The sequence below is a fragment of the Streptomyces sp. GC420 genome (genome assembly GCF_009916105.1).
Taxonomy (GTDB): Bacteria; Actinomycetota; Actinomycetes; order Streptomycetales; family Streptomycetaceae; genus Streptomyces.
In genome coordinates this window covers 20,335-40,383 of record NZ_JAAAXQ010000019.1, presented here as the reverse complement: position 1 = coordinate 40,383, position 20,049 = coordinate 20,335, and the positions used below count along the sequence as shown (strand labels likewise).

Below are 20,049 nucleotides of genomic sequence, written 5' to 3'. Positions count from 1 at the left end.
TCGTCTCCGCGCTGGAGGAGGCCCTGGGCGGCGGGGCGGGCGAGCGCTGGGGGGCCTTCGTCAACAGGGCCCGGGAGGCCTGGGACCGCTCACGCCGGCCGCTGCTGGAGGAGCCGCTGTGGCCGAACTGGCAGGTCCTGGCCGACCGTGAGCCCTATCCGGCGGTGCCGCGCCGGCGGCTGCTGCGGCGCGATCTGCGGGCTACGACGCTGGCCGAGGTCGCCGCGTGGGAGCTGGCCGACCCACGGCTGACCGCGCTGCTGGAAAGTCACGCCCTGGCCTGCGGACTCGATCCGCGCACGGCTCCCGCGGCGGCGGCCGTGCTGCCGTACATGGAGCACACCTTCGGCAGTTGGTACGCCGTCGGCGGCATGCGCGAACTGGCGCGCGCCGTGTACGAGCGCTGTCTGGCCCGCGGGGTCGAGTTCGTCTTCGGCGCCGACGTCACCGCGATCACTCAGAAGGACGGCCGCGTGTCCGGTATCGGGCTCGCGGACGGCGAGACCGTGGAGGCCGACCGGGTCGTCGCCGGTGTCGACACCCGGCTGCTGTCCGCCCTCGTGGGTGGCCGGGATCCGTGGCAGGACGGTGATGTGCGGCCGGGGCGGCGCCCCGTGCCCGGCCGGCTCACGGTCTGTCTCGCGCTGCGCGGCGGCCGTCCGGAGGGTACGGCGCACCGGACGGTGGTCCATTCCACCGACCGCGCGGGCGAGTTGGAGGCGCTGTTCGACGAGGGCGTGCTCGGCGACAGTCCCACGGTGACCGTGCTGCGCCCCGACGATCCGTCCTCGGTGCCGGACGCCGGGCACGAGGCGGTGGTGCTGTCGGCGGTGGTGCCGGCGGGGGGCGGGGCCGTGGACTGGGCCGACGAGGCGGTCGCGGGGGACGCCGCCGACCGCCTCGTGCGGTCCGCCGAGGCGGCGGTGCCGGGTCTGGCCGACCGGATCCTGTGGCGCGTGGTGCGGACGCCGCTCGACACGGCGGCGCTCACCGGGGCGCGGGGCGGCTCGGTGCCCTCCCCCGCCCTGCCGGGCGCGGGAGGGCGGCTGCTGCACCCGGCCAACAGCACCCGGCTCGCGGGGCTGCACGTGGTGGGCGGCTGGTCCCATCCGGGCGGCGGGCTCCCGCACGCCGGCATGTCCGGAGCCCTGGTGGCGGGACTGATCGTCGAGGGCGAGGACTTCCGCGGCTCGCAGTGACGCTCCCCCGGCGACGGCCGCTCGCAGTCCCGGGCTCCCGGCGACGGGCCCCGGTGCCGGCACGCGGCTCCGCCGGGTGGGCGCGACCGGCCACGACGGACCCGCGGGGGACGCACCGGACCTCCGGCGGAGCGCCGGCGCTCAGTAGCGCTGCTGCTCGTTGAAATCCGGGTCGTAGCCCTGCTGGTACGGCGGGTACGGCTGCTGTCCCTGGTCCTGCGGCTGCTGCTCGCCGTCTCGCTGCTGCGGGACCCAGACCCCGCCCGCCGGGGTGTCGGCGGCGTACTGCCCGCCGTACGCGTCGTAACCGCCGGTGCCGTACTGACCGTAGGCGTCGTACTGCTGCTGCGTGGTCCCGATGTACGGGTCGGAGTACGCGGCGTACTGCTGCTGGGCTCCGTAGTCGTACTGCTGCTGCGGCATCTGCTGCTGCTCGTCGTAGCCGGAGTAGTTGTAGCCGTAGGCGTCCGTGCCCTGCGCCGCGTAGCCGTCGGGGCTCTGCGGGGCGGCCGCCGCGAAGACGGAATCGTTGTCGCCGCCGTACACGCCGTACTGCCCGGTGTCCTCCTCGGGCAGCGGCTGCGGTGCGTACACCGGGGCGTCCTGGCCCTCGTCGCCGCCGGCCGCCCCGAACTGCGCGGGTTCGAAGGGCGAACGCTCGTAGTCGGGCAGGTCGTAGCCCGGCGTTTCGGACTCCGGGGTCTCGTAGGCCAGATCCGAGACCTCGAGGGTGGGTTCCCGGGAGGCCGCCTGGTCCTTGCGGCGCCGGCTGGAGCCGCCGCGCATGCCGTTCAGTGCCCAGCCCTGCTGGAAGCCCTTGCGGAAGGAGAGGGTGACGTAGGTCTGGCCCACGGCGAAAGCGGCCGCTCCCACGCCGATCACGATCACCGAGGGCAGCAGTACGCCGATCACCACGCCCAGGAAGCCGGCGAAGGCGAGCAGCCTCCAGCGCAGCCGCGCCTTGTACTGAAGCAGCACCTCGCCGAGCAGCCACAGTGCGACCACTCCGAACGCGATGTACAGGACTGTCCAGCCCATGTACGCCCCTCTCGTTCGGCCGCCGCCCCTCGGATACGGCCGTCAGGACCGCCTGTGCAGTCCCAGATTCTCGTAGATTTCAAGCGTCGCCGGGGAGTGGTTCAGCGTGATGAAGTGCAGCCCGGGGATTTCCTCGGACATCAACCGTGAGCACAACTCCGTGGCGTATTCGATTCCGATCGAGCGTACAGCCGCCGGGTCGTTCTTGACCGAGAGGATCCTCTCAGCCAGCTCCGGGGGGAAGGCGGCATTGCTGAGCTGTGCGAACCGCTCGATCTGGCGGACGTTGGTGACCGGCATGATCTCCGGAATGATGGGCGTCGCGCAACCGGCGGCCGCCACCCGGTCCCGCAGCCGCAGGTAGTCCTCGGGGTAGAAGAACATCTGCGTGATCGCGAAGTCGGCTCCCGCACGGCACTTGTTCACGAAGTGCTCGATGTCGGTGTCCCAGTCGGTGGAGCGCGGGTGCATCTCCGGGTAGGCCGCGACGCCCACGCAGAAGTCCCCCGACTCCTTGATCAGGCGGACCAGCTCCACCGCGTACCGCACGCCCTGGGGGTGCGGGATCCACTCGCCCATCGGGTCGCCGGGCGGGTCGCCACGCAGCGCGAGCATGTTCCTGATGCCCGCGTCGGCGTACTGGCCGATGACATTGCGCAGCTCAGCGACCGAGTGGTTGACCGCGGTGAGGTGGGCGACCGGGGTCAGGGTGGTCTCCGTGGCGATGCGTTCCGTGGCCCGGACGGTGCCCTCGCGGGAGGAGCCCCCGGCTCCGTAGGTGACGGAGACGAAGGTCGGCGACATGGATTCGAGCCGGCGGATGGCGTTCCACAGCGTCTGCTCGCCCTTGGCGGTCTTGGGCGCGAAGAACTCGAACGAATAGGACTTCTTGCCGGACGCCAGCAGCTCACGCACCGTACGCGCGCGGTCCGTCCTGGTGGAAGCAGTTCCGAGGGCCATACCGGCAGGTTAGCCAGCTGACATGCGGCAACCCAACAAATCGTGGCAATTTGTCCGATTGGTCACTTTCTTGTCCACGTATCGGACAGATGACGGATGGCGCGCGCAAGTGCCGGGGCTCCGCGCGCCTTCACGGGCCCGCCGTTTCCCCCCGAACATTCAGAGGTTCTTCACCGGAGCTCCGCGCCGCTCCCCCGCCGGGGGGTCACTCCCCGCCGTCGTGCAGGGGCCGCTCGCGCAGCCGCTTCGCCAGATCCGCCGCCGCGGCCCCCGGGTCGTCGGCCTCCGTGATCGCCCGTACGACCACGACCCTGCGCGCCCCCGCGTCCAGCACCCGGTCGAGACTGCCGGCGTCGATGCCGCCGATCGCGAACCACGGCCGGTCCGGCGCCGCCGCCGCGGTGTAGCGCACGAGGCCGAGACCGGGCGCGGGGCGGCCGGGCTTGGTCGGGGTCGGCCAGCAGGGTCCGGTGCAGAAGTAGTCGACGCCGGGCTCCGTCACGGCAGCGTCCACCTCCGCCGCGGCGTGCGTGGACCGGCCGATCAGCACGTCCGGGCCGAGGATGGCCCGGGCAGCCCGGACCGGCAGGTCGCCCTGGCCCAGATGCAGCACGCCGGAGCCTGCGGCATGCGCGACGTCGGCGCGGTCGTTCACCGACAGGAGCCTGCCATGCCGCCGGCACGCCTCGGCGAAGACCTCGAGGTGCCCCAGCTCCTCCGCGGCCTCCATGCCCTTGTCCCGCAGCTGGACGATGTCCACCCCGGAGGAGAGGACGGCGTCCAGGAACTGCGGGAGGTCGCCCTGGCGCGTGCGCGCGTCGGTGCAGAGGTAGAGCCGGGCAGCGGCGAGCTGCTCACGCGGGGTGGCGACGGCCACGGATGTCCCCCGGGGGTCGGCGGCGTACGGGCCGGGGCCGTCACGGTCCCGGCCCGTACGCCGGGCGGTGGTGCTGGCGGTTCGGTGTTCCAGTGGTTCGGGCCACCGGCGGTGTGCCGGTGGCCCGGCGTTCTTCGGTGGTGCTGTGCTGCTTCCGCTCAGACGGCGAGCGCCTGCGCGCGGCGCTTCACCTCCGTGCCGCGATTCTCGCTCAGGGCCTGCGCGGGCGTGCCCGGCAGGCTCGGGTCGGGGGTGAAGAGCCACTCCAGCATCTCTTCGTCGGTGAAACCGTCGTCCCGCAGCAGCGTCAGCGTGCCTGCCAGGCCCTTGACGACCTTGCCGTCGCCGATGAAGGCGGCGGGCACATGGAGCGCCTTGTTCTCGCCGCGGCGCACGGCGATCAGCTGCCCCTCCTTGATCAGCTGCCGCACCCGGGTCACCTCGACGCCGAGCATCTCGGCGATGTCGGGGACGGTGAGCCAGGCGGGGACGAGAGCATCAATCTTCGCGTCAATCTCGGTCACGCCTCCCAGCCTGCCATCCCGGACCGACGGCCGGTAGCCGGGCACTCGCCGCTGCCGCCGGACGGGGGTCCCTCAGGCCCCGGGACGGACCCGGAAACCTCCCCAGCGCCCCTGACCACGGGAACCTCCGGACCTCGCATCCCCGCGCCCCGGGCCCGGACCGGGCTCCGCTCCCGCCCTCAGACCACCGCGCCCTTCAGCGGCACCGCCGGGTCCGCGGCCCGCACCGGGTCGACCACGGCGCCCTTCTCGATCAGCCTGCGGGCCTGCGCCAGGTCACGCGGCCGCCCCACCGCGAGAAGCGCCACCAGCACACCGTCGCGCAGCCAGCACACCGACCATGCGGCCCCCGCCGGGTCCCCGCGCCACACCAGGCGGTCGGTGGCGGTGTGGTACCCCGCGTACTGGACGAACCGTCCGAACTGCTCCGACCAGAAGTACGGCACCGGGTCGTAGACCGGCCCCTCGGCCTCCCCGCCCACGATGTTCGCGGCGACGGTACGCGGCCCCTGCAACGCGTTGTCCCAGTGGTGGACCAGCAGCCGCTCGCCGTAGCGCCTGGAGGGGAACGACGCGCAGTCCCCGACGGCGTACACATCGGGCAGCGAGGCGCGCAGCCGCTCGTCCGCCGTGATCGAGCCGTCCGGGCCGAGCTCGACCCCGCAGCCCGCCAGCCAGCCGGTGGCCGGCCGGGCCCCGATGCCGACCAGGACGGCCTCCGCCGTGATCCGGCTGCCGTCGTGGAGGACGACGGACAGGGGCGGTCCCGGGTCGATACGGGCGACCCGGGCACCCGTACGCAGTTCGGTGCCGGTCTCCACGTACCATCCCGCCAGCTGCATCGCGACCTCGGGGGGCAGCACATCGGCGAGCGGCCGGTCGGCGGCCTCGACGACCGTCACCGAGCAGCCCGCCTCGTGGGCGGCGGTCGCGAACTCGGCACCGATCCAGCCGGCCCCGACCACCACGACGCGGTGCTGGGCGGCGAGGACCGGCCGCAACTCCCGCACGTCGTCGAGGGTGCGCAGCAGATGGACACCGGGGATGCCCTCGCTGCCGGGCAGCCGGATCGCCTCCGCCCCCGTGGCGACGACGAGCACGTCGTAGGGGACCGGACCCGCCGCGGTGTCGACCTCGCGGTCGTCCGGGCGCAGTCCGGTGACCTCGCGTCCCAGGACGAGTTCGATGCCGAGCGCGTCGAAGTCGATCTCGAAGGCGGAGCCCTCCGCCTTGCCGAGCAGCACCGCCTTGGAGAGCGGCGGACGGTCGTACGGCGGATGCGGCTCGGCCCCCAACAAGGTGACGGGGCCCGTGAATCCGTCCTCGCGGAGCGCGACCGCGGTCTGCACCCCCGCCATCCCCGCGCCGACGACCACGACTCTGCGCTGCTGCTGCTCGCTGCTCACCCGATCACTGTAGGCACAGCCGGTCTTACAGCGGGTCGAGCCGCCGCGTTAAGGTGGCCCGCGTACAAAGCACCCGCGGGAGCCCGGACGCACCGGGCTGAGAGGGAGGCTGCAGCGGCCTCCGACCGTACGAACCTGATCCGGGTCATGCCGGCGAAGGGAGGAGCTGGACGCTCATGTCATCATCTGCCCCACGGGTCCCGTCGGCTTCGCGGAACTCGGACCATCACGCCGCCCGCACCCCGGACGTCCTGGTGATCGGCGGCGGGATCATCGGTCTCGTCACGGCCTGGCGGGCCGCGCAGCGCGGGCTGCGCACCGCGGTCGTCGATCCGGAGCCCGGCGGCGGCGCCGCCCGGGTGGCGGCCGGCATGCTCGCCGCCGTCACCGAACTCCACTACGGCGAGCAGACGCTGCTCGCCCTCAACCTGGCCTCGGCCGAGAGCTATCCGGCCTTCGCGGCCGAGCTGGAGGAGGCGAGCGGCAAGGACATCGGCTACCGCACCTGCGGCACCCTCGCGGTCGCGCTCGACGCCGACGACCGCGCACATCTGCGCGAACTCCACACGCTGCAGCGCGACTCGGGGCTCGACTCGGTGTGGCTCACGGGCCGTGACTGCCGCCGGCTCGAGCCGATGCTGGCTCCGGGTGTGCGTGGCGGACTGCGGGTGGACGGGGACCATCAGGTGGATCCGCGGCGGCTGGCGGCGGCGCTGGTGACGGCCTGCGAGCGGGCAGGGGTGGTATTCCACCGGCGGTGGGCGGAGCGGCTGCGAGTCGTGGGGGACCGGGCGTCCGGTGCGGTCCTGGCTGACGGCACCGAACTGTCCGCCGGGCAGGTCGTGCTGGCGGCCGGGAGCCTGAGCGGGCGGCTTGCCGGAGTGCCGGCCGAGGTCCTGCCCCCGGTGCGGCCGGTCAAGGGGCAGACACTGCGGCTGCGCGTGCCGGGTCGCTGTGCGCCTTTCCTCAGCCGCACCGTGCGAGCCGTGGTCAGGGGCTCGCACGTCTATCTCGTACCGCGTGAGAACGGTGAACTGGTGGTGGGAGCCACCAGCGAGGAACTGGGCTGGGACACCACGGTCACGGCGGGCGGTGTGTACGAACTGCTGCGTGACGCACATGAGTTGGTGCCCGGCATCACGGAGCTGCCGCTCGCCGAGACCCACGCCGGGCTGCGGCCGGGTTCTCCCGACAATGCGCCGCTGCTGGGCCCGACGGCTCTGCCCGGTCTGCACCTGGCCACCGGCCACTACCGCAACGGCGTGCTGCTGACGCCCGTCACCGGCGAGTTGATGGCCGAGGTCCTGGCGTCCGGGGTGGTGCCGGAGGCGGCCCGGCCCTTCTCCCCCGGGCGTTTCGCCGGTACGGCCGAGGACCGCGTGCCCGGGCCCGCGGCGGCCGGAGACGAGACAGCCGGAGACGAGACGGCCGGGAACCGGGCGGCCGGGAACCGGGCGGCGGCGGAACTCCAGGAGCAGTCCGCATGACCGTGCTGACCGTCAACGGCGAACGCCGGGACTTCCCGGCCGGCATCACCCTCGACAGGCTCGTGGCCACCCTGACCCGGGCCCCGTCCGGCGTCGCGGCCGCCGTCAACGAGACCGTCGTACCACGTGGCCAGTGGGCCGCGACCGCCCTCGGCGACGGTGACCGCGTCGAGGTTCTCACCGCCGTGCAGGGAGGATGACGCCATGGCCGACGATTCGCTCACCATCGGCGGTACGTCGTTCGGGTCCCGTCTCATCATGGGCACCGGGGGCGCCCCCAGCCTCGATGTGCTGGAGCGGGCGCTGGCCGCCTCGGGCACGGAGCTGACGACGGTCGCGATGCGACGTCTCGACCCGGCCGTCCAGGGGTCCGTGCTGTCGGTGCTGGACCGGCTGGGTGTCCGGGTGCTGCCCAACACGGCGGGCTGCTTCACCGCCGGGGAGGCGGTGCTGACGGCCCGCCTGGCGCGTGAGGCGCTCGGCACGGACTGGATCAAGCTGGAGGTCGTCGCCGACGAACGGACCCTTCTGCCCGATCCGGTGGAGCTGCTGGAGGCCGCCGAGACCCTGGTCGACGACGGGTTCACGGTGCTCCCGTACACCAACGACGACCCCGTCCTGGCGCGGAAGCTCCAGGACGTCGGCTGCGCGGCCGTGATGCCGCTGGGCTCGCCGATCGGCTCCGGCCTCGGGATTCGCAACCCGCACAACTTCGAGCTGATCGTGGAGGCTTCCTCGGTGCCGGTGATCCTGGACGCCGGCGCGGGCACCGCCTCGGACGTGGCCTTCGCCATGGAACTGGGGTGCGCCGCGGTGATGCTGGCGTCGGCGGTGACGCGGGCCCGGGAGCCGGTGCTGATGGCCGAGGCGATGCGGCACGCGGTCGAAGCCGGGCGGCTCGCCCGGCGGGCGGGCCGCATCCCGCGCCGGCGCTTCGCGCGGGCCTCCTCCCCGGTCGACGGCGTCGCGGTCCTCGATCCGGAGCGGCCCGCCTTCGGCGCCCAGGCCTGACGCCCGGGGCCCGCCCCGCAGGTGTGGGCGCGGTCCCGGGGCCCGCCCCGCAGCCGGACACATGCCCCGACGTCCCGGACCACGGCCCCGGGCGTGCGCCCCACGCACTTCGTCCACATACCCTGGGAATTCCTTGCTCCTGCGGTCAGGCACCCGGGAACGCCCGGCAGCCGGGCCCCGGGACAGGCGCTGCGGCCGCAGACCGCCACCCCGCACCGGGCAGTTCGCCGCACCGGTTCGCCCGCCGGTCGAACGTCACGTGACGTCGGCGGACAGGCCGGCCGGCGCGGCACTCGCGCGTCAGGCGGCGGGCGTCAGGATTCGGCCGACCACCGGTTTCGACGCGCGCCGGCGCGACGAGAGCGCGGCCTCCGGCCGACGCGCCGGACGTCCGGGCCGCCCGCCGGGCTCGGTCGGCCCAGGGGAACGAGGGCCGGCCCTCGGGCCGTGCCGGCGCGCCCCGCGCTTCGTGCACGCGCCCTGGAGAGGGCACCCGCAAAGGCCTGCGCCCGTCGGGCCCCATCGGATGCGGGAGGGCTCCGGTTCCTGGGGACCGTCGGTCGTCCTGCGCTCCCGAGCCGGGGAGCTCGCCCGGCATCGGGCCCCGGGCGGGCTCGCCCCCCTGCCGGCACCCGGGCCCCGGGCAGGCGCCGCCCCTGCCTGCGCGCAGGACGCTCGGGCCGGCCGGCCGGCGCCGTCAGCCCGCAGGGACGAGGGCCGGCGTGCCGTCGGCCTCGGTGATCGGCGCCACCGGGGTGTCCGCGGCGCCGACCCAGCGGGGGCCTGCGGGGCCGAACACCTCGCGGGGCTCCGGGAAGACCCGCAGCAGCACGAGGTGGAGGACGCCCGCCACGGCGGCGCCGAGCGGCAGGCTGATGTCGGCGCCGCCGGCCAGGTCGCCGAGCGGGCCGACGAACTGGCCGGGGATGTTGGTGAACAGCACGCCGGTCACCGCCCCGGTCCACCACGCGGCCATGCCGCGCCAGTTCCAGCCGTGCGCGAACCAGTAGCGCCCGCCGCGCTGCCTCCGGGTGAAGACCTGCAGCGCGTCGGGGTCGTACCAGCCCCTCCTGGTCACCCAGCCCAGCATCATCACGATCATCCACGGCACCGTGCAGGTGATGATCATCGTGGCGAAGGTGGAGATCGCCTGGACCAGGTTGAAGCCGAAGCGGCCGACGAAGATGAAGACGATGGACAGCACGCCGACCAGCACGGTGGCCCGGACCCGGCTGAGCCGGGGGAAGACGGAGGAGAAGTCGAGGCCCGTGCCGTACAGCGCGGTGGTGCCCGTGGACATGCCGCCGATAAGGGCGATCAGGCAGACGGGCAGGAAGTACCAGGACGGGGAGACCGCCAGCAGTCCGCCGACGAAGTTGGGGGCCGCCGGGTCGAGGTACTCCGGGGCCCGCTCGGCGATGATCGCGGCCGTGGTAAGGCCGAAGCCGAAGGGCAGCACGGTGGCGATCTGCGAGAGGAAGGCCGCTCCCATGACCTTGCGGTGCGGGGTACTGGCCGGGATGTAGCGCGCCCAGTCGCCGAGGAAGGCGCCGAAGGACACCGGGTTGGACAGCACGATCAGCGCGGCACCTATGAAGGACGGCCAGAACAGCTCCTGGGTGGCCGCGTCCGCGCCGGCGGTGAAGATCCCTGCGTACGAGGCGTCGAAGTCGCCGGCGAACGCGAACAGTCCGAGCACGAACAGCAGGGTGGCCGCAACGACCGCGATCTTGTTGACGAGCAGCATGAACCGGAACCCGTACACGCACACCGCCAGCACCAGCACGGCGAACACCGCGTAGGCCACCGCGTAGGCCGCGTCGCTCTCCGGCAGCCCGAACATCCGGTGCGCACCGCCGATCAGCGCGTCGCCGGAGCTCCACACCGACAGGGAGAAGAACGCGACCGCGGTGAGCAGGGACAGGAAGGAACCGACGACCCTGCCGTGCACGCCGAGGTGCGCGGAGGAGGAGACGGCGTTGTTGGTGCCGTTGCGCGGCCCGAAGACGGCCATCGGAGCGAGGAGCAGGGCGCCCACGACGAGCCCGAGCAGCATCGCGGCCAGACCCTGCAGGAAGGACAGGCCGAAGAGGATCGGGAAGGCGCCGAGCACGCAGGTGGAGAAGGTGTTGGCCCCGCCGAAGGCGAGCCGGAAGAGGTCGAAGGGGCGGGCGGTGCGGTCGGCGTCGGGGATGCGCTCGACGCCGTGCGTCTCGACCTGGGTGACGGAGGGCGGCTTTTCGGTCACGGACGACTCCGAATGTTGAATATTCATACGGGGTGTTGCATGGACCCTAGGTGCCGTCAACCCGCCTCACCAGTGGATGTTTCGTACACACCCCGCCGTCCGGAGGGGATGTTCCGCACTGTGCCCGTTTTCCGTCACAGCTCGGATCCAGTCTTCCCGCAGGCGGCGGGTGGTGTCGGCGGTCGCTCGTAGACTCTGCTGCGTGGATATGACCCTCCAGGACCCGCTTGTCGGGCAGGTGCTCGACGGCCGTTACCGCGTGGACGCGCGGATCGCCGTCGGCGGCATGGCCACGGTCTACCGTGCCGTGGACACCCGGCTCGACCGGATTCTCGCCGTCAAGGTGATGCATCCGTCGCTCGCCACCGACGCCACGTTCGTGGAGCGGTTCATCCGCGAGGCAAAGTCCGTGGCCCGCCTCTCCCACCCCAATGTCGTCGGGGTCTTCGACCAGGGCTCGGACGGCGCGTACGTCTATCTCGCGATGGAGTACGTGGCGGGCTGCACCCTGCGGGACGTGCTGCGCGAGCGCGGGGCGCTCCAGCCGCGTGCCGCGCTGGACATCCTGGAGCCGGTGCTGGCCGCGCTCGGAGCGGCGCACCGCGCGGGCTTCGTGCACCGCGACATGAAGCCGGAGAACGTCCTCATCGGGGACGACGGCCGGGTCAAGGTGGCCGATTTCGGTCTGGTGCGCGCGGTGGGGACGCACACCAACACCTCCACCGGCGGGGTTCTGGGCACGGTCTCCTATCTCGCTCCCGAGCAGGTGGCGCACGGCACGGCCGACACCCGCGCAGATGTGTACGCGTGCGGGATCGTGCTGTACGAGATGCTGACCGGCGCCAAGCCGCACACCGGGGGCACGCCCGCCCAGGTCCTCTACCAGCACCTCAACGAGGACGTGCCCGCTCCCTCGGCGGCCGTGCCCGGGCTGGCGCGCGCGCTCGACGGGCTGGTGGCGACCGCGACCGCCCGCGATCCGGAGGCCAGGCCGTACGACGCGGTGGCGTTGCTGGCCCTGGCCAGGCAGGCCAGGACCGCGCTGAGCGACGAGCAGCTCGACGCGGTGCCGCCGGGTGCGAGAGCGGGCGCACCCGCGGGGGCGGGCCCCGAGGACCGTACGAGCGTGATCCCGCGGGCGGTCGCGACGCCGGTCCCGGCGCGGTCCGCCGCGGACGACGCCCACCTGCTGAACCGGACCAGCAGGCTGGAGATGCCACCGCCCGGACCTCCGGCCGCGGAGGCCCGGGCCGGGGCGGAGGGTGCGCGGCCGGGCCGCCTCGACGGGCGGCGCGGGCTCTTCGCCGTCGTCACGGCCCTGCTGCTGATCGTCGGCATAGGCGCCGGCGTCTGGTACATCAACTCGGGGCAGTTCACCCGCGTACCGCCGCTGCTGGGCAAGACCGAGGCACAGGCCGGGAAGCGGCTGTCGGAAGCGGGGCTCGACGTGCGCGGCGTAGAGCAGGCGTTCAGCGACTCGTACCCGCGCGGCCAGGTGATGGCCAGCGACCCCGCCCAGGGTGAGCGGATCCGCGGCAACGGCTCGGTGACCCTGATCGTCTCCCGGGGGCCCGAGATGGTGAAGGTGCCCGACGTGAAGGGCGGCACGCTCGCCGAGGCGCGGCAGAAGCTGAAGGAGCAGGGCCTGCAACCGGGTCTGGTGACCAAGGCGTTCAGCGAGGAGGTGCCCCGGGGGCGGGTCATCAGCACCGACCCCGCGGCCGGCTCGGAGCGCAAGCCGGACACCGCCGTCGCCATCCTGGTCTCCAGGGGTGCGCCGGTGGAGGTGCCCGACGTGGTGGGCAAGTCCGTCGCGGACGCCACGGCGGAGCTCGCGGATGCGGGCCTGGAGGCCGAGGTCTCCTCCGAGCCCGTCTTCTCGGTGGAGGAGAAGGACACCATCGCCAAGCAGTCCCCGGGCGGCGGCGCCGAGGTCGGCGAGGGCGACAGGATCAGACTCACGGTCTCCAAGGGACCGCAGCTCGTCGAGGTCCCGGACGTCGAGGGCCTGAGCGAGGACAAGGCCGTCGCGGAGCTGGAGGCCGCCGGCTTCGAGGTCGAGGTGCAGCGCTGGTTCTTCGGCGACACGGTCTGGGACCAGTCGGTGGACGGCGGCGACGAGGCCCCGAAGGGCAGCACGATCACCATCAAGGTGAGGTGAGGCCCCGGCCTTCCGGCCGGGCCGAGGTCACGGCCTCCCGTCCGCGTGCCGTCCCCCGTCCGTGTGCCAGGGGGGCCGGTCGGCCCGGCGCGCGGCGGGGCTGGCAGGCTGAACGGGTGAACCGTGGCGCTGTCCCTGATCCTCCGGCCCGTCTCCCTGATCCTCCGGCCCGTCGCCGCAATCCCGTCGGCGGACATGTGCCGGTCGCGGCGCGGGGGCTCGTCGGCACCGGACTGGCCCACGCGCGTGAGACGGGTGCCGAGACGGTGCAGGTCTTCGTGGCCAATCCGCGCGGCTGGGCGACGCCCTCCGGGAGACCCGAGGAGGACGAGGCCTTCCGGACGGCCTGCGCCGACGGGGGAATCCCCGCGTACGTCCATGCCCCCTACCTGATCAACTTCGGTTCGCACTCCGAGGCGACGGTGGAGCGGTCCGTCGAGTCGCTGCGGCACAGCCTGCGACGGGGCAGGGCGATCGGGGCGCTGGGTGTGGTGGTGCACACCGGCTCGGCCACCGGAGGCCGGCCCCGGGAGGCGGCGTACGCGCAGATACGGGAGCACATGCTGCCGCTGCTCGACGAACTGACCCACGACGACGACCCCTTCCTGCTGCTGGAGCCGACGGCGGGGCAGGGCGCCTCGCTGTGCTCGCTCGTCACCGACCTCGCCCCCTACTTCGAGCGGCTCGACGCGCACCCCAGGCTCGGCGTGTGCCTTGACACCTGCCACGCCTTCGCGGCGGGCCACGATCTCGCGGCCCCGGGCGGGATGAAGGAGACCCTGGACCTGCTGGTGGACACGGTCGGCGGGTCCCGGCTCAGGCTGATCCACGCCAATGACTCCAAGGATGTGGCGGGGGCGCACAAGGACCGTCACGAGAACATCGGCAGCGGCCACATCGGCCCCGGCCCCTTCGCCGAGCTGTTCTCCCATCCCGCCACAGAGGGCGTGCCGCTGGTCATCGAGACGCCGGGCGGCAAGGACGGGCACGCGGCGGACGTCGCCCGGCTGAAAGAAATGCGGGCCGTTCCGGAATACCCCCCAGGGGTACCTGGTTCTGTGCTGTGACAGAGGCGGACAGCACCGGCAGGACGCCGCACACGAACCTGGGGGACGTCATGCAGCACGAGGCCCACACCCAAGAGCAGCACCGGCACGGACAGCACGGCACCGGGCAGAACCGGCACGGACACGGACACGGCGCTCACGGCCCCGCGAGCTGGGGCACGGCCGTGCGTGCCACCCTGCACTGCCTCACCGGCTGCGCCATCGGCGAGATCCTCGGCATGGTCATCGGCACCGCGCTGGGCTGGCACAACGCACCGACGATGGCCCTCGCGATCGCCCTGGCCTTCTTCTTCGGCTACTCGCTCACGCTGTACGCCGTCACCAGGGCCGGCCTGAGCCTCAGGACCGCGATAGGGGTGGCGCTGGCCGCCGACACACTCTCCATCACGGCCATGGAGCTGGTCGACAACGGCGTGCTCCTGATAGTCCCCGGCGCCATGGAGGCCCAGCTGTCCGACGCCCTGTTCTGGTGGGCGCTGGCCGCCGCCTTCGCGGTGGCGTTCCTGGCGACCACTCCGGTCAACAGGTGGATGATCGGCCGCGGCAAGGGGCACGCGGTGGTGCACCAGTACCACGGGTAGCCGTACGGGCGGACGCCCGCGGGCCGCTACAGCTCCGGGCCGTCCCCCGGTTCCTCCTGGTAGGAGTAGCGCTGCTCCCGCCAGGGGTCACCGATGTTGTGATAGCCGCGCTCCTCCCAGAAGCCGCGGCGGTCGGCGGTCATGTACTCCACACCCCGGACCCATTTCGGACCCTTCCAGGCGTACAGGTGCGGCACGACGAGCCGGACCGGGAAGCCGTGTTCCGCGGTGAGGAGTTCACCGTCCTTGTGGGTGGCGAAGATCGTACGCTCGGACATGAAGTCGGCGAGCCGCAGATTCGCGCTGAAGCCGTATTCGGCCCACACCATCACATGGGTGACCTCGGCCGCCGGCGGGGACAGCTCCACGATGGTGCGGGCGAGCACACCACCCCATTCGGCGCCGAGCATGCTGAATTTCGTCACGCAGTGCAGATCCGCGACGACCGAGGCGTATGGCAGGGCCGTGAACTCCTCGTGGTTCCAGCAGCGCTTGTCGCCGTCCGCGGTGGCCCCGAAGACCCGGAACTCCCAGCGGTCGGGCTTGAACTTGGGCACCGGCCCGTAGTGGGTGACCGGCCAGCCCCGCTGCAGTCGCTGCCCGGGAGGAAGCATGTCCCGCTCCGCCTCGCGGCTTTCCGACTGACCCATGCCTCCATGGTGACAGACCCCGGAGGGTGGTCGTGACCCACCCACCCCGAAATGGGACAACTACTACTAAGTATGCACTTACTGGACGGCTTTCGATCACGGTGCGAGGATGCGCGCACCTGCCCGCCACACGCCTGGAAGGAGCCCGCCGCCATGCAGGGCGACCCCGAGGTCATCGAATTCCTCAACGAGCAGCTGACCGCCGAGCTGACCGCGATCAACCAGTACTTCCTGCACGCGAAACTGCAGGAGAACTTCGGCTGGACGAAGCTCGCGAAGTACACGCGCAGCGAGTCCTTCGACGAGATGAAGCATGCCGAGGTGCTCACCGACCGAATCATCTTCCTGGAGGGGCTGCCGAACTACCAGCGGCTCTTCCATGTGCGCGTCGGCCAGACGGTGACCGAGATGTTCAACGCGGACCGGCAGATCGAGGTCGAGGCGATCGACCGCCTCAGGCGCGGTATCGAGGTCATGCGCGCCAAGGGCGACATCACGTCCGCGAACATCTTCGAGGACATCCTGGCGGACGAGGAGCACCACATCGACTACCTGGACACGCAGCTGGAGCTCGTCGAGAAGCTCGGCGAAGCGCTCTACATCGCGCAGCTGATCGAACAGCCGGACAGCTGAGGCGGGATCCTGCGGGCCCCCGCACACGGGGACAACGGGAGACCCGGGAGACCCGGACGGCACGGAGAACGCTCAGGCGGCTTCTTCGAGCCCCGGGCCCGCCGCCCGGACCTCCACGGCGGCGGCAGCCGGCTCACGGCGAAGCCGTGGCTGGGACTGCGGCTGGGGCTGGGCGCCACGGCCGAGCAGGGCCTGTATACGCCGTACGCAGGAACCGCAGTCCGTGCCCGCCCTGCAGGCCGAGGCAATCTGCCGCGGGGTGCAGGCACCGGCGTCCGCATGCTCCTTGACCTGCTTCTCCGTGACGCCGAAGCAAGAGCAGACAAACATGCGGTACACCTCCCGGGAATCGATCGGGATCGTCTGTTGCGCCATCCCGATGATCGGTGAGGCAAACCTAACCTTACCCGGCCTGTCCGATTCGCAAAAGCGCAGTGGGGCGCGGATCCGATGTGATCCGCGCCCCACTGGGGTCGACTGCCGCGATTCCTCGGCGCCTACTGGTCCCGGTACATCTCCGCGACCAGGAAGGCCAGGTCCAGCGACTGGCTGCGGTTCAGCCGGGGGTCGCAGGCCGTCTCGTAGCGCTGGTGCAGGTCGTCGACGAAGATCTCGTCGCCGCCGCCCACGCACTCGGTGACGTCGTCACCGGTGAGCTCGACGTGGATGCCTCCCGGGTGGGTGCCCAGCGCCTTGTGGACCTCGAAGAAGCCCTTGACCTCGTCCAGCACGTCGTCGAAGCGGCGCGTCTTGTGGCCGGAGGCCGCCTCGAAGGTGTTGCCGTGCATCGGGTCCGTCACCCAGGCGACGGTGGCGCCGGAGGCCGTGACCTTCTCGACCAGCTCCGGGAGCTTGTCCCTGACCTTGTCGGCGCCCATGCGGACGATGAAGGTGAGCCGGCCGGGCTCGCGCTCGGGGTCGAGCCGGTCGATGTAGCTCAGCGCCTCGTCGACCGTCGTGGTCGGACCCAGCTTGATGCCGATCGGATTGCGGATCTTCGAGGCGAACTCGATGTGCGCGTGGCCCAGCTGCCGGGTGCGCTCACCGATCCACACCATGTGCGCCGAGACGTCGTACAGCTGCCCGGTGCGCGAGTCGACACGGGTCAGCGCCGACTCGTAGTCGAGCAGCAGCGCCTCGTGCGAGGAGTAGAACTCGACGGTCTTGAACTCCTCCGGGTCGGCCCCGCAGGCGTGCATGAAGTTCAGCGCGTTGTCGATCTCGCGCGCCAACTGCTCGTAGCGCTGCCCGGACGGCGAGGTCTTCACGAAGTCCTGGTTCCAGGCGTGCACCTGGCGCAGGTCCGCGTAGCCGCCGGTGGTGAAGGCGCGCACGAGGTTGAGCGTGGAGGCCGAGGCGTTGTACATCCGCTTGAGGCGCTGCGGGTCGGGGACCCGGGCCTCCTCGGTGAAGGCGAAGCCGTTGACGGAGTCGCCCCGGTACGTGGGCAGCGTCACGCCGTCACGGGTCTCCGTGGGCTTGGAGCGCGGCTTCGAGTACTGGCCGGCGATCCGGCCCACCTTGACGACGGGCACGGACGCGGCGTACGTCAGCACGGCGCCCATCTGCAGCAGCGTCTTCAGCTTCTGCCGGATCTGGTCGGCCGAGACGGCGTCGAAGGCCTCGGCGCAGTCGCCGCCCTGGAGCAGGAACGCCTCGCCCCTGGCGACGGCTCCCATCCGGGCGCGCAGCTGGTCACACTCGCCCGCGAAGACGAGCGGCGGATACGACTCGAGCTCCGCGACGACGTCGCGCAGAGCCTCGGCATCGGGGTACTCGGGCTGCTGCGCCGCGGGGAGGTCTCGCCAGGTGTTGCCACCGGAGGCGGTGGTCTTAGCGTTCACGGTCACCTGTCCCACATTACGTGGTCGTGCCGGACGTCCATCCTCGCTCTCACCAGATGAGACGGAAGCCGCACAGAAGTGTCGGGGCTTCTTCCGGGCCGGACCGCGTACCGACCGTGTCCGGACGGTCACTGCCGCGTGCTTGCCTCACGGGCCGGACAGGCTCGCCGGCGTGCCCGCCGAATGCCCGGGAAGCCGGGCCCCGGACGGCGACCGAGGATGTGCCGTCCGCCTCCAGCCGATGCGCCGTCCGCCGGATCGTGTAAGGTGCCGGCCATGTTCGCGCACTCGATCCAGAACTGGTGGTGGACCGCTCCTCCGGCGGCCCACTGACTGCGCGTACCCGATACCGCGAAGGCCGCCCGAGGGGCGGCCTTCGGTGTTCTCGCGGACACCGGCCGTTCCTCCTGAGGTGAAGATTCCCCGGAAGGAACCCCTGGATGAGTACCGAACCCACCGCCACCGCACTCGTCGAGCGCCTGCTCGCCGCGGGATGCCCGCCCTTCGCGCTGCTGCGGCGCCGCACGCCCGGCCGCGACCACGACACGGTCGAGGTGCTGGTCGGTCCGGTCGCGGAGGCCGAGCGGCTCGCCGACATCCCGGTGGACGGCGCCGGCGCCCTCGCCCTCGTGCCGTTCCGGCAGATCCGCGAGCGTGGCTTCGACGTGCGGGACGACGGCACGCCGCTGTCGGTGCTGCGCGTCGAGGAGACGTACGAACTGCCGGTGGCCGGGCTCCTGGAGGCCCTGCCGGCGCACGATGTGCGGGTCGCGGGCGGGGAGTTCGCGGTCGGCGACGAGGAGTACGCCGGGATCGTGCGCCGGGTCGTGGAGGACGAGATCGGGCGGGGCGAGGGCGCCAACTTCGTGATCCGCAGGGACTTCACGGGCGTGATCCCCGGTTTCGGCCGGGCCGACGCGCTGGCGCTGTTCCGGCGGCTGCTCGCCGGCGAGCGCGGCGCGTACTGGACGTTCGTCGTGCACACCGGGGACCGCACCCTCGTGGGGGCGAGCCCGGAGGTCCACGTCCGGATGAGCGGCGGCACGGTGGTGATGAACCCGATCAGCGGGACCTACCGCTATCCCGCAGGGGGGCCGACGGCCGAGGGCCTGCTGGAGTTCCTCTCCGACCGCAAGGAGACGGAGGAGCTCTCGATGGTCGTCGACGAGGAGCTCAAGATGATGTGCACCGTCGGCGACATGGGCGGTGTGGTGATCGGGCCCCGGCTGAAGGAGATGGCCCACCTGGCGCACACCGAGTACGAGTTGCGGGGCCGCTCCTCGCTGGACGTGCGCGAGGTGCTGCGCGAGACGATGTTCGCGGCGACGGTCACCGGCTCCCCGGTGCAGAACGCGTGCCGGGTCATCGAGCGGTACGAGCCCGAGGGCCCGAACGGCGAGGGACGGGGCTACTACGCGGGGGCGCTGGCCCTGATCGGCCGGGACGCCGGCGGTGCGCAGACCCTGGACTCGCCGATCCTCATCCGCACCGCCGACATCGACGGCTCCGGGCGGCTGCGGGTGCCGGTGGGCGCCACCCTCGTACGGGGCTCGGATCCGTACTCCGAGGTCGCCGAGACCCATGCCAAGGCGGCCGGGGTGCTCGCCGCGCTCGGAGTGAGGGAGGGGCGGGCCCCCGAGGAGGCGGAGCGGCCCCGGCTGGCCGACGACATCCGGGTGCGCGCCGCGCTCGACTCCCGCCGGGACTCCCTCGCGCCGTTCTGGCTGCGGATGCAGGAGCGGTCGGCGACGCTGAGCGGGCACGCCCTGGTGGTGGACGGCGAGGACGCGTTCACGGCGATGCTCTCGCACGTGCTGCGCTCCTGTGGCCTCGAGGTCACCGTGGCACGCTTCGACGCGCCGGGCGTGGTGGAGACCGCGCTGGCCCACGAGGGCCCGGTGGTCCTCGGCCCCGGGCCGGGTGATCCCGGCGACCCCGCCGACCCGAAGATGCGGCTGCTGCGCGGCCTCGCGGCGCGGCTGCTGCGCGAGCACCGGCACGGCCTGCTCGGGGTGTGCCTCGGCCACGAACTGCTCGCCGCCGAACTCGGCCTGGACATCGTCCGCAAGGAGGTGCCCTTCCAGGGCGCGCAGGTCACCGTCGACCTGTTCGGGCGGCGGGAGACCGTGGGCTTCTACAACAGCTTCACCGCCCGCTGCGACGACGAGGCCGCGGAGGAACTGGCCGCCCACTCCGTCGAGGTGAGCCGCGACCCGGTCACCGGCGAGGTGCACGCGCTGCGCGGCCCCGGCTTCGCCTCGGTCCAGTTCCACCCGGAGTCCGTTCTGACGCTGGCCGGGACGGCGATCGTCGGGGAACTCCTGGCCCCGGTGGGGACGCGGCAGCCGTGACCGCACCGCACC

The 20,049-nt window shown here is 72.3% G+C and carries 19 protein-coding genes and 1 riboswitch; of the genes, 10 read left to right on the top strand and 9 right to left on the bottom strand.

Going from position 1 to position 20,049, the window contains the following annotated elements; genetic code table 11:
- Window positions 1–1,199, top strand: a 1,199-nt coding sequence (locus tag GUY61_RS04350) for an NAD(P)/FAD-dependent oxidoreductase (RefSeq protein WP_166628707.1), incomplete at its 5' end; no start/stop codon positions are given.
- A gap of 141 nt (window positions 1,200–1,340) precedes the next feature.
- Here the strand turns inward: GUY61_RS04350 and GUY61_RS04345 are convergent.
- From GUY61_RS04345 to GUY61_RS04325, 5 genes are all read right to left on the bottom strand, one after another.
- Window positions 1,341–2,237, bottom strand: a complete 897-nt coding sequence (locus GUY61_RS04345) for a hypothetical protein (RefSeq protein ID WP_166628706.1) — start codon at window positions 2,235–2,237, stop codon at window positions 1,341–1,343.
- A 42-nt stretch (window positions 2,238–2,279) separates the two neighbouring features.
- On the bottom strand, window positions 2,280–3,197 hold the full coding sequence (gene metF, locus GUY61_RS04340; protein WP_166628705.1) for a methylenetetrahydrofolate reductase [NAD(P)H]: 918 nt from the start codon (window positions 3,195–3,197) through the stop codon (window positions 2,280–2,282).
- A 205-nt stretch (window positions 3,198–3,402) separates the two neighbouring features.
- On the bottom strand, window positions 3,403–4,074 hold the full coding sequence (gene thiE / locus GUY61_RS04335; RefSeq protein ID WP_166628704.1) for a thiamine phosphate synthase: 672 nt from the start codon (window positions 4,072–4,074) through the stop codon (window positions 3,403–3,405).
- Between the two features lie 158 nt (window positions 4,075–4,232).
- On the bottom strand, window positions 4,233–4,598 hold the full coding sequence (locus GUY61_RS04330; protein ID WP_166628703.1) for an Rv2175c family DNA-binding protein: 366 nt from the start codon (window positions 4,596–4,598) through the stop codon (window positions 4,233–4,235).
- 179 nt (window positions 4,599–4,777) lie between these two features.
- Window positions 4,778–5,956 carry an NAD(P)/FAD-dependent oxidoreductase gene (locus GUY61_RS04325; protein WP_166628710.1) on the bottom strand — a complete coding sequence of 393 codons (1,179 nt, stop codon included), beginning with the start codon at window positions 5,954–5,956 and terminating at the stop codon, window positions 4,778–4,780.
- Window positions 5,957–6,068: 112 nt separating this feature from the next.
- Window positions 6,069–6,183: riboswitch (TPP riboswitch) on the top strand.
- Here GUY61_RS04325 and thiO point away from each other — a divergent pair.
- The 3 genes from thiO to GUY61_RS04310 all read left to right on the top strand — a co-directional run bounded on the left by thiO (window position 6,181) and on the right by GUY61_RS04310 (window position 8,502).
- Complete coding sequence (gene thiO, locus GUY61_RS04320; protein ID WP_166628702.1) at window positions 6,181–7,491, top strand: glycine oxidase ThiO; 1,311 nt, start codon at window positions 6,181–6,183, stop codon at window positions 7,489–7,491. Its footprint overlaps the riboswitch before it by 3 nt.
- Entirely contained in the window at window positions 7,488–7,691 is a 204-nt protein-coding gene (gene thiS, locus GUY61_RS04315; RefSeq protein WP_166628701.1) for a sulfur carrier protein ThiS, read from the top strand. Before thiO ends, thiS begins: the two co-directional genes overlap by 4 nt.
- Window positions 7,692–7,695: 4 nt before the next feature.
- A complete protein-coding gene (locus GUY61_RS04310) occupies window positions 7,696–8,502 on the top strand; it encodes a thiazole synthase (RefSeq protein WP_166628700.1) in 807 nt (268 codons plus the stop codon).
- Between the two features lie 697 nt (window positions 8,503–9,199).
- Here GUY61_RS04310 and GUY61_RS04305 read toward each other — a convergent pair.
- Window positions 9,200–10,777, bottom strand: coding sequence for a cytosine permease (locus tag GUY61_RS04305; RefSeq protein ID WP_166628699.1), 1,578 nt, complete (start codon window positions 10,775–10,777; stop codon window positions 9,200–9,202).
- A 175-nt stretch (window positions 10,778–10,952) separates the two neighbouring features.
- Here GUY61_RS04305 and pknB point away from each other — a divergent pair, with 175 nt between their 5' ends.
- From pknB to GUY61_RS04290, 3 genes are all read left to right on the top strand, one after another.
- Complete coding sequence (gene pknB / locus GUY61_RS04300; RefSeq protein ID WP_166628698.1) at window positions 10,953–12,911, top strand: Stk1 family PASTA domain-containing Ser/Thr kinase; 1,959 nt, start codon at window positions 10,953–10,955, stop codon at window positions 12,909–12,911.
- Between the two features lie 116 nt (window positions 12,912–13,027).
- Window positions 13,028–13,978 carry a deoxyribonuclease IV gene (locus GUY61_RS04295; RefSeq protein ID WP_166628697.1) on the top strand — a complete coding sequence of 317 codons (951 nt, stop codon included), beginning with the start codon at window positions 13,028–13,030 and terminating at the stop codon, window positions 13,976–13,978.
- 50 nt (window positions 13,979–14,028) lie between these two features.
- A complete protein-coding gene (locus GUY61_RS04290) occupies window positions 14,029–14,559 on the top strand; it encodes a DUF4396 domain-containing protein (RefSeq protein WP_166628709.1) in 531 nt (176 codons plus the stop codon).
- Window positions 14,560–14,585: 26 nt separating this feature from the next.
- Here GUY61_RS04290 and GUY61_RS04285 read toward each other — a convergent pair whose 3' ends face one another.
- Window positions 14,586–15,209: a sulfite oxidase-like oxidoreductase gene (locus tag GUY61_RS04285; protein ID WP_166628696.1), complete on the bottom strand. Its 624-nt coding sequence runs from the start codon at window positions 15,207–15,209 to the stop codon at window positions 14,586–14,588.
- A gap of 153 nt (window positions 15,210–15,362) precedes the next feature.
- Between GUY61_RS04285 and bfr the strand changes: the two genes are divergently transcribed.
- Window positions 15,363–15,842 carry a bacterioferritin gene (gene bfr / locus GUY61_RS04280; RefSeq protein WP_166628695.1) on the top strand — a complete coding sequence of 160 codons (480 nt, stop codon included), beginning with the start codon at window positions 15,363–15,365 and terminating at the stop codon, window positions 15,840–15,842.
- A 72-nt stretch (window positions 15,843–15,914) separates the two neighbouring features.
- Here bfr and GUY61_RS04275 read toward each other — a convergent pair whose 3' ends face one another.
- Both GUY61_RS04275 and GUY61_RS04270 read right to left on the bottom strand, forming a co-directional pair.
- A complete protein-coding gene (locus GUY61_RS04275; protein WP_166628694.1) occupies window positions 15,915–16,172 on the bottom strand; it encodes a bacterioferritin-associated ferredoxin in 258 nt (85 codons plus the stop codon).
- 167 nt (window positions 16,173–16,339) lie between these two features.
- Window positions 16,340–17,692: a class II 3-deoxy-7-phosphoheptulonate synthase gene (locus GUY61_RS04270; RefSeq protein WP_166628693.1), complete on the bottom strand. Its 1,353-nt coding sequence runs from the start codon at window positions 17,690–17,692 to the stop codon at window positions 16,340–16,342.
- Window positions 17,693–17,869: 177 nt separating this feature from the next.
- On the opposite strand from GUY61_RS04270, the gene GUY61_RS41775 reads away from it, so the two are divergent.
- Together GUY61_RS41775 and GUY61_RS04260 are read left to right on the top strand one after the other, a co-directional pair.
- A complete protein-coding gene (locus GUY61_RS41775; RefSeq protein ID WP_398954190.1) occupies window positions 17,870–18,019 on the top strand; it encodes a trp operon leader peptide in 150 nt (49 codons plus the stop codon).
- A gap of 107 nt (window positions 18,020–18,126) precedes the next feature.
- Window positions 18,127–20,037 carry an anthranilate synthase family protein gene (locus GUY61_RS04260; RefSeq protein ID WP_166628691.1) on the top strand — a complete coding sequence of 637 codons (1,911 nt, stop codon included), beginning with the start codon at window positions 18,127–18,129 and terminating at the stop codon, window positions 20,035–20,037.
- Window positions 20,038–20,049: the final 12 nt, after the last annotated feature.

Bases quoted from the DNA above. Each gene is read 5' to 3' on its own strand.
- GUY61_RS04325 (WP_166628710.1), bottom strand. From the start codon at position 5,956: ATGGCGGGGGTGCAGACCGCGGTCGCGCTCCGCGAGGACGGATTCACG.
- GUY61_RS04310 (WP_166628700.1), top strand. From the start codon at position 7,696: ATGGCCGACGATTCGCTCACCATCGGCGGTACGTCGTTCGGGTCCCGT.
- GUY61_RS04285 (WP_166628696.1), bottom strand. From the start codon at position 15,209: ATGGGTCAGTCGGAAAGCCGCGAGGCGGAGCGGGACATGCTTCCTCCC.
- GUY61_RS41775 (WP_398954190.1), top strand. From the start codon at position 17,870: ATGCCCGGGAAGCCGGGCCCCGGACGGCGACCGAGGATGTGCCGTCCG.
- metF (WP_166628705.1), bottom strand. From the start codon at position 3,197: ATGGCCCTCGGAACTGCTTCCACCAGGACGGACCGCGCGCGTACGGTG.
- GUY61_RS04275 (WP_166628694.1), bottom strand. From the start codon at position 16,172: ATGTTTGTCTGCTCTTGCTTCGGCGTCACGGAGAAGCAGGTCAAGGAG.
- GUY61_RS04345 (WP_166628706.1), bottom strand. From the start codon at position 2,237: ATGGGCTGGACAGTCCTGTACATCGCGTTCGGAGTGGTCGCACTGTGG.
- bfr (WP_166628695.1), top strand. From the start codon at position 15,363: ATGCAGGGCGACCCCGAGGTCATCGAATTCCTCAACGAGCAGCTGACC.
- GUY61_RS04305 (WP_166628699.1), bottom strand. From the start codon at position 10,777: ATGAATATTCAACATTCGGAGTCGTCCGTGACCGAAAAGCCGCCCTCC.
- thiO (WP_166628702.1), top strand. From the start codon at position 6,181: ATGTCATCATCTGCCCCACGGGTCCCGTCGGCTTCGCGGAACTCGGAC.
- thiS (WP_166628701.1), top strand. From the start codon at position 7,488: ATGACCGTGCTGACCGTCAACGGCGAACGCCGGGACTTCCCGGCCGGC.
- GUY61_RS04260 (WP_166628691.1), top strand. From the start codon at position 18,127: ATGAGTACCGAACCCACCGCCACCGCACTCGTCGAGCGCCTGCTCGCC.
- GUY61_RS04290 (WP_166628709.1), top strand. From the start codon at position 14,029: ATGCAGCACGAGGCCCACACCCAAGAGCAGCACCGGCACGGACAGCAC.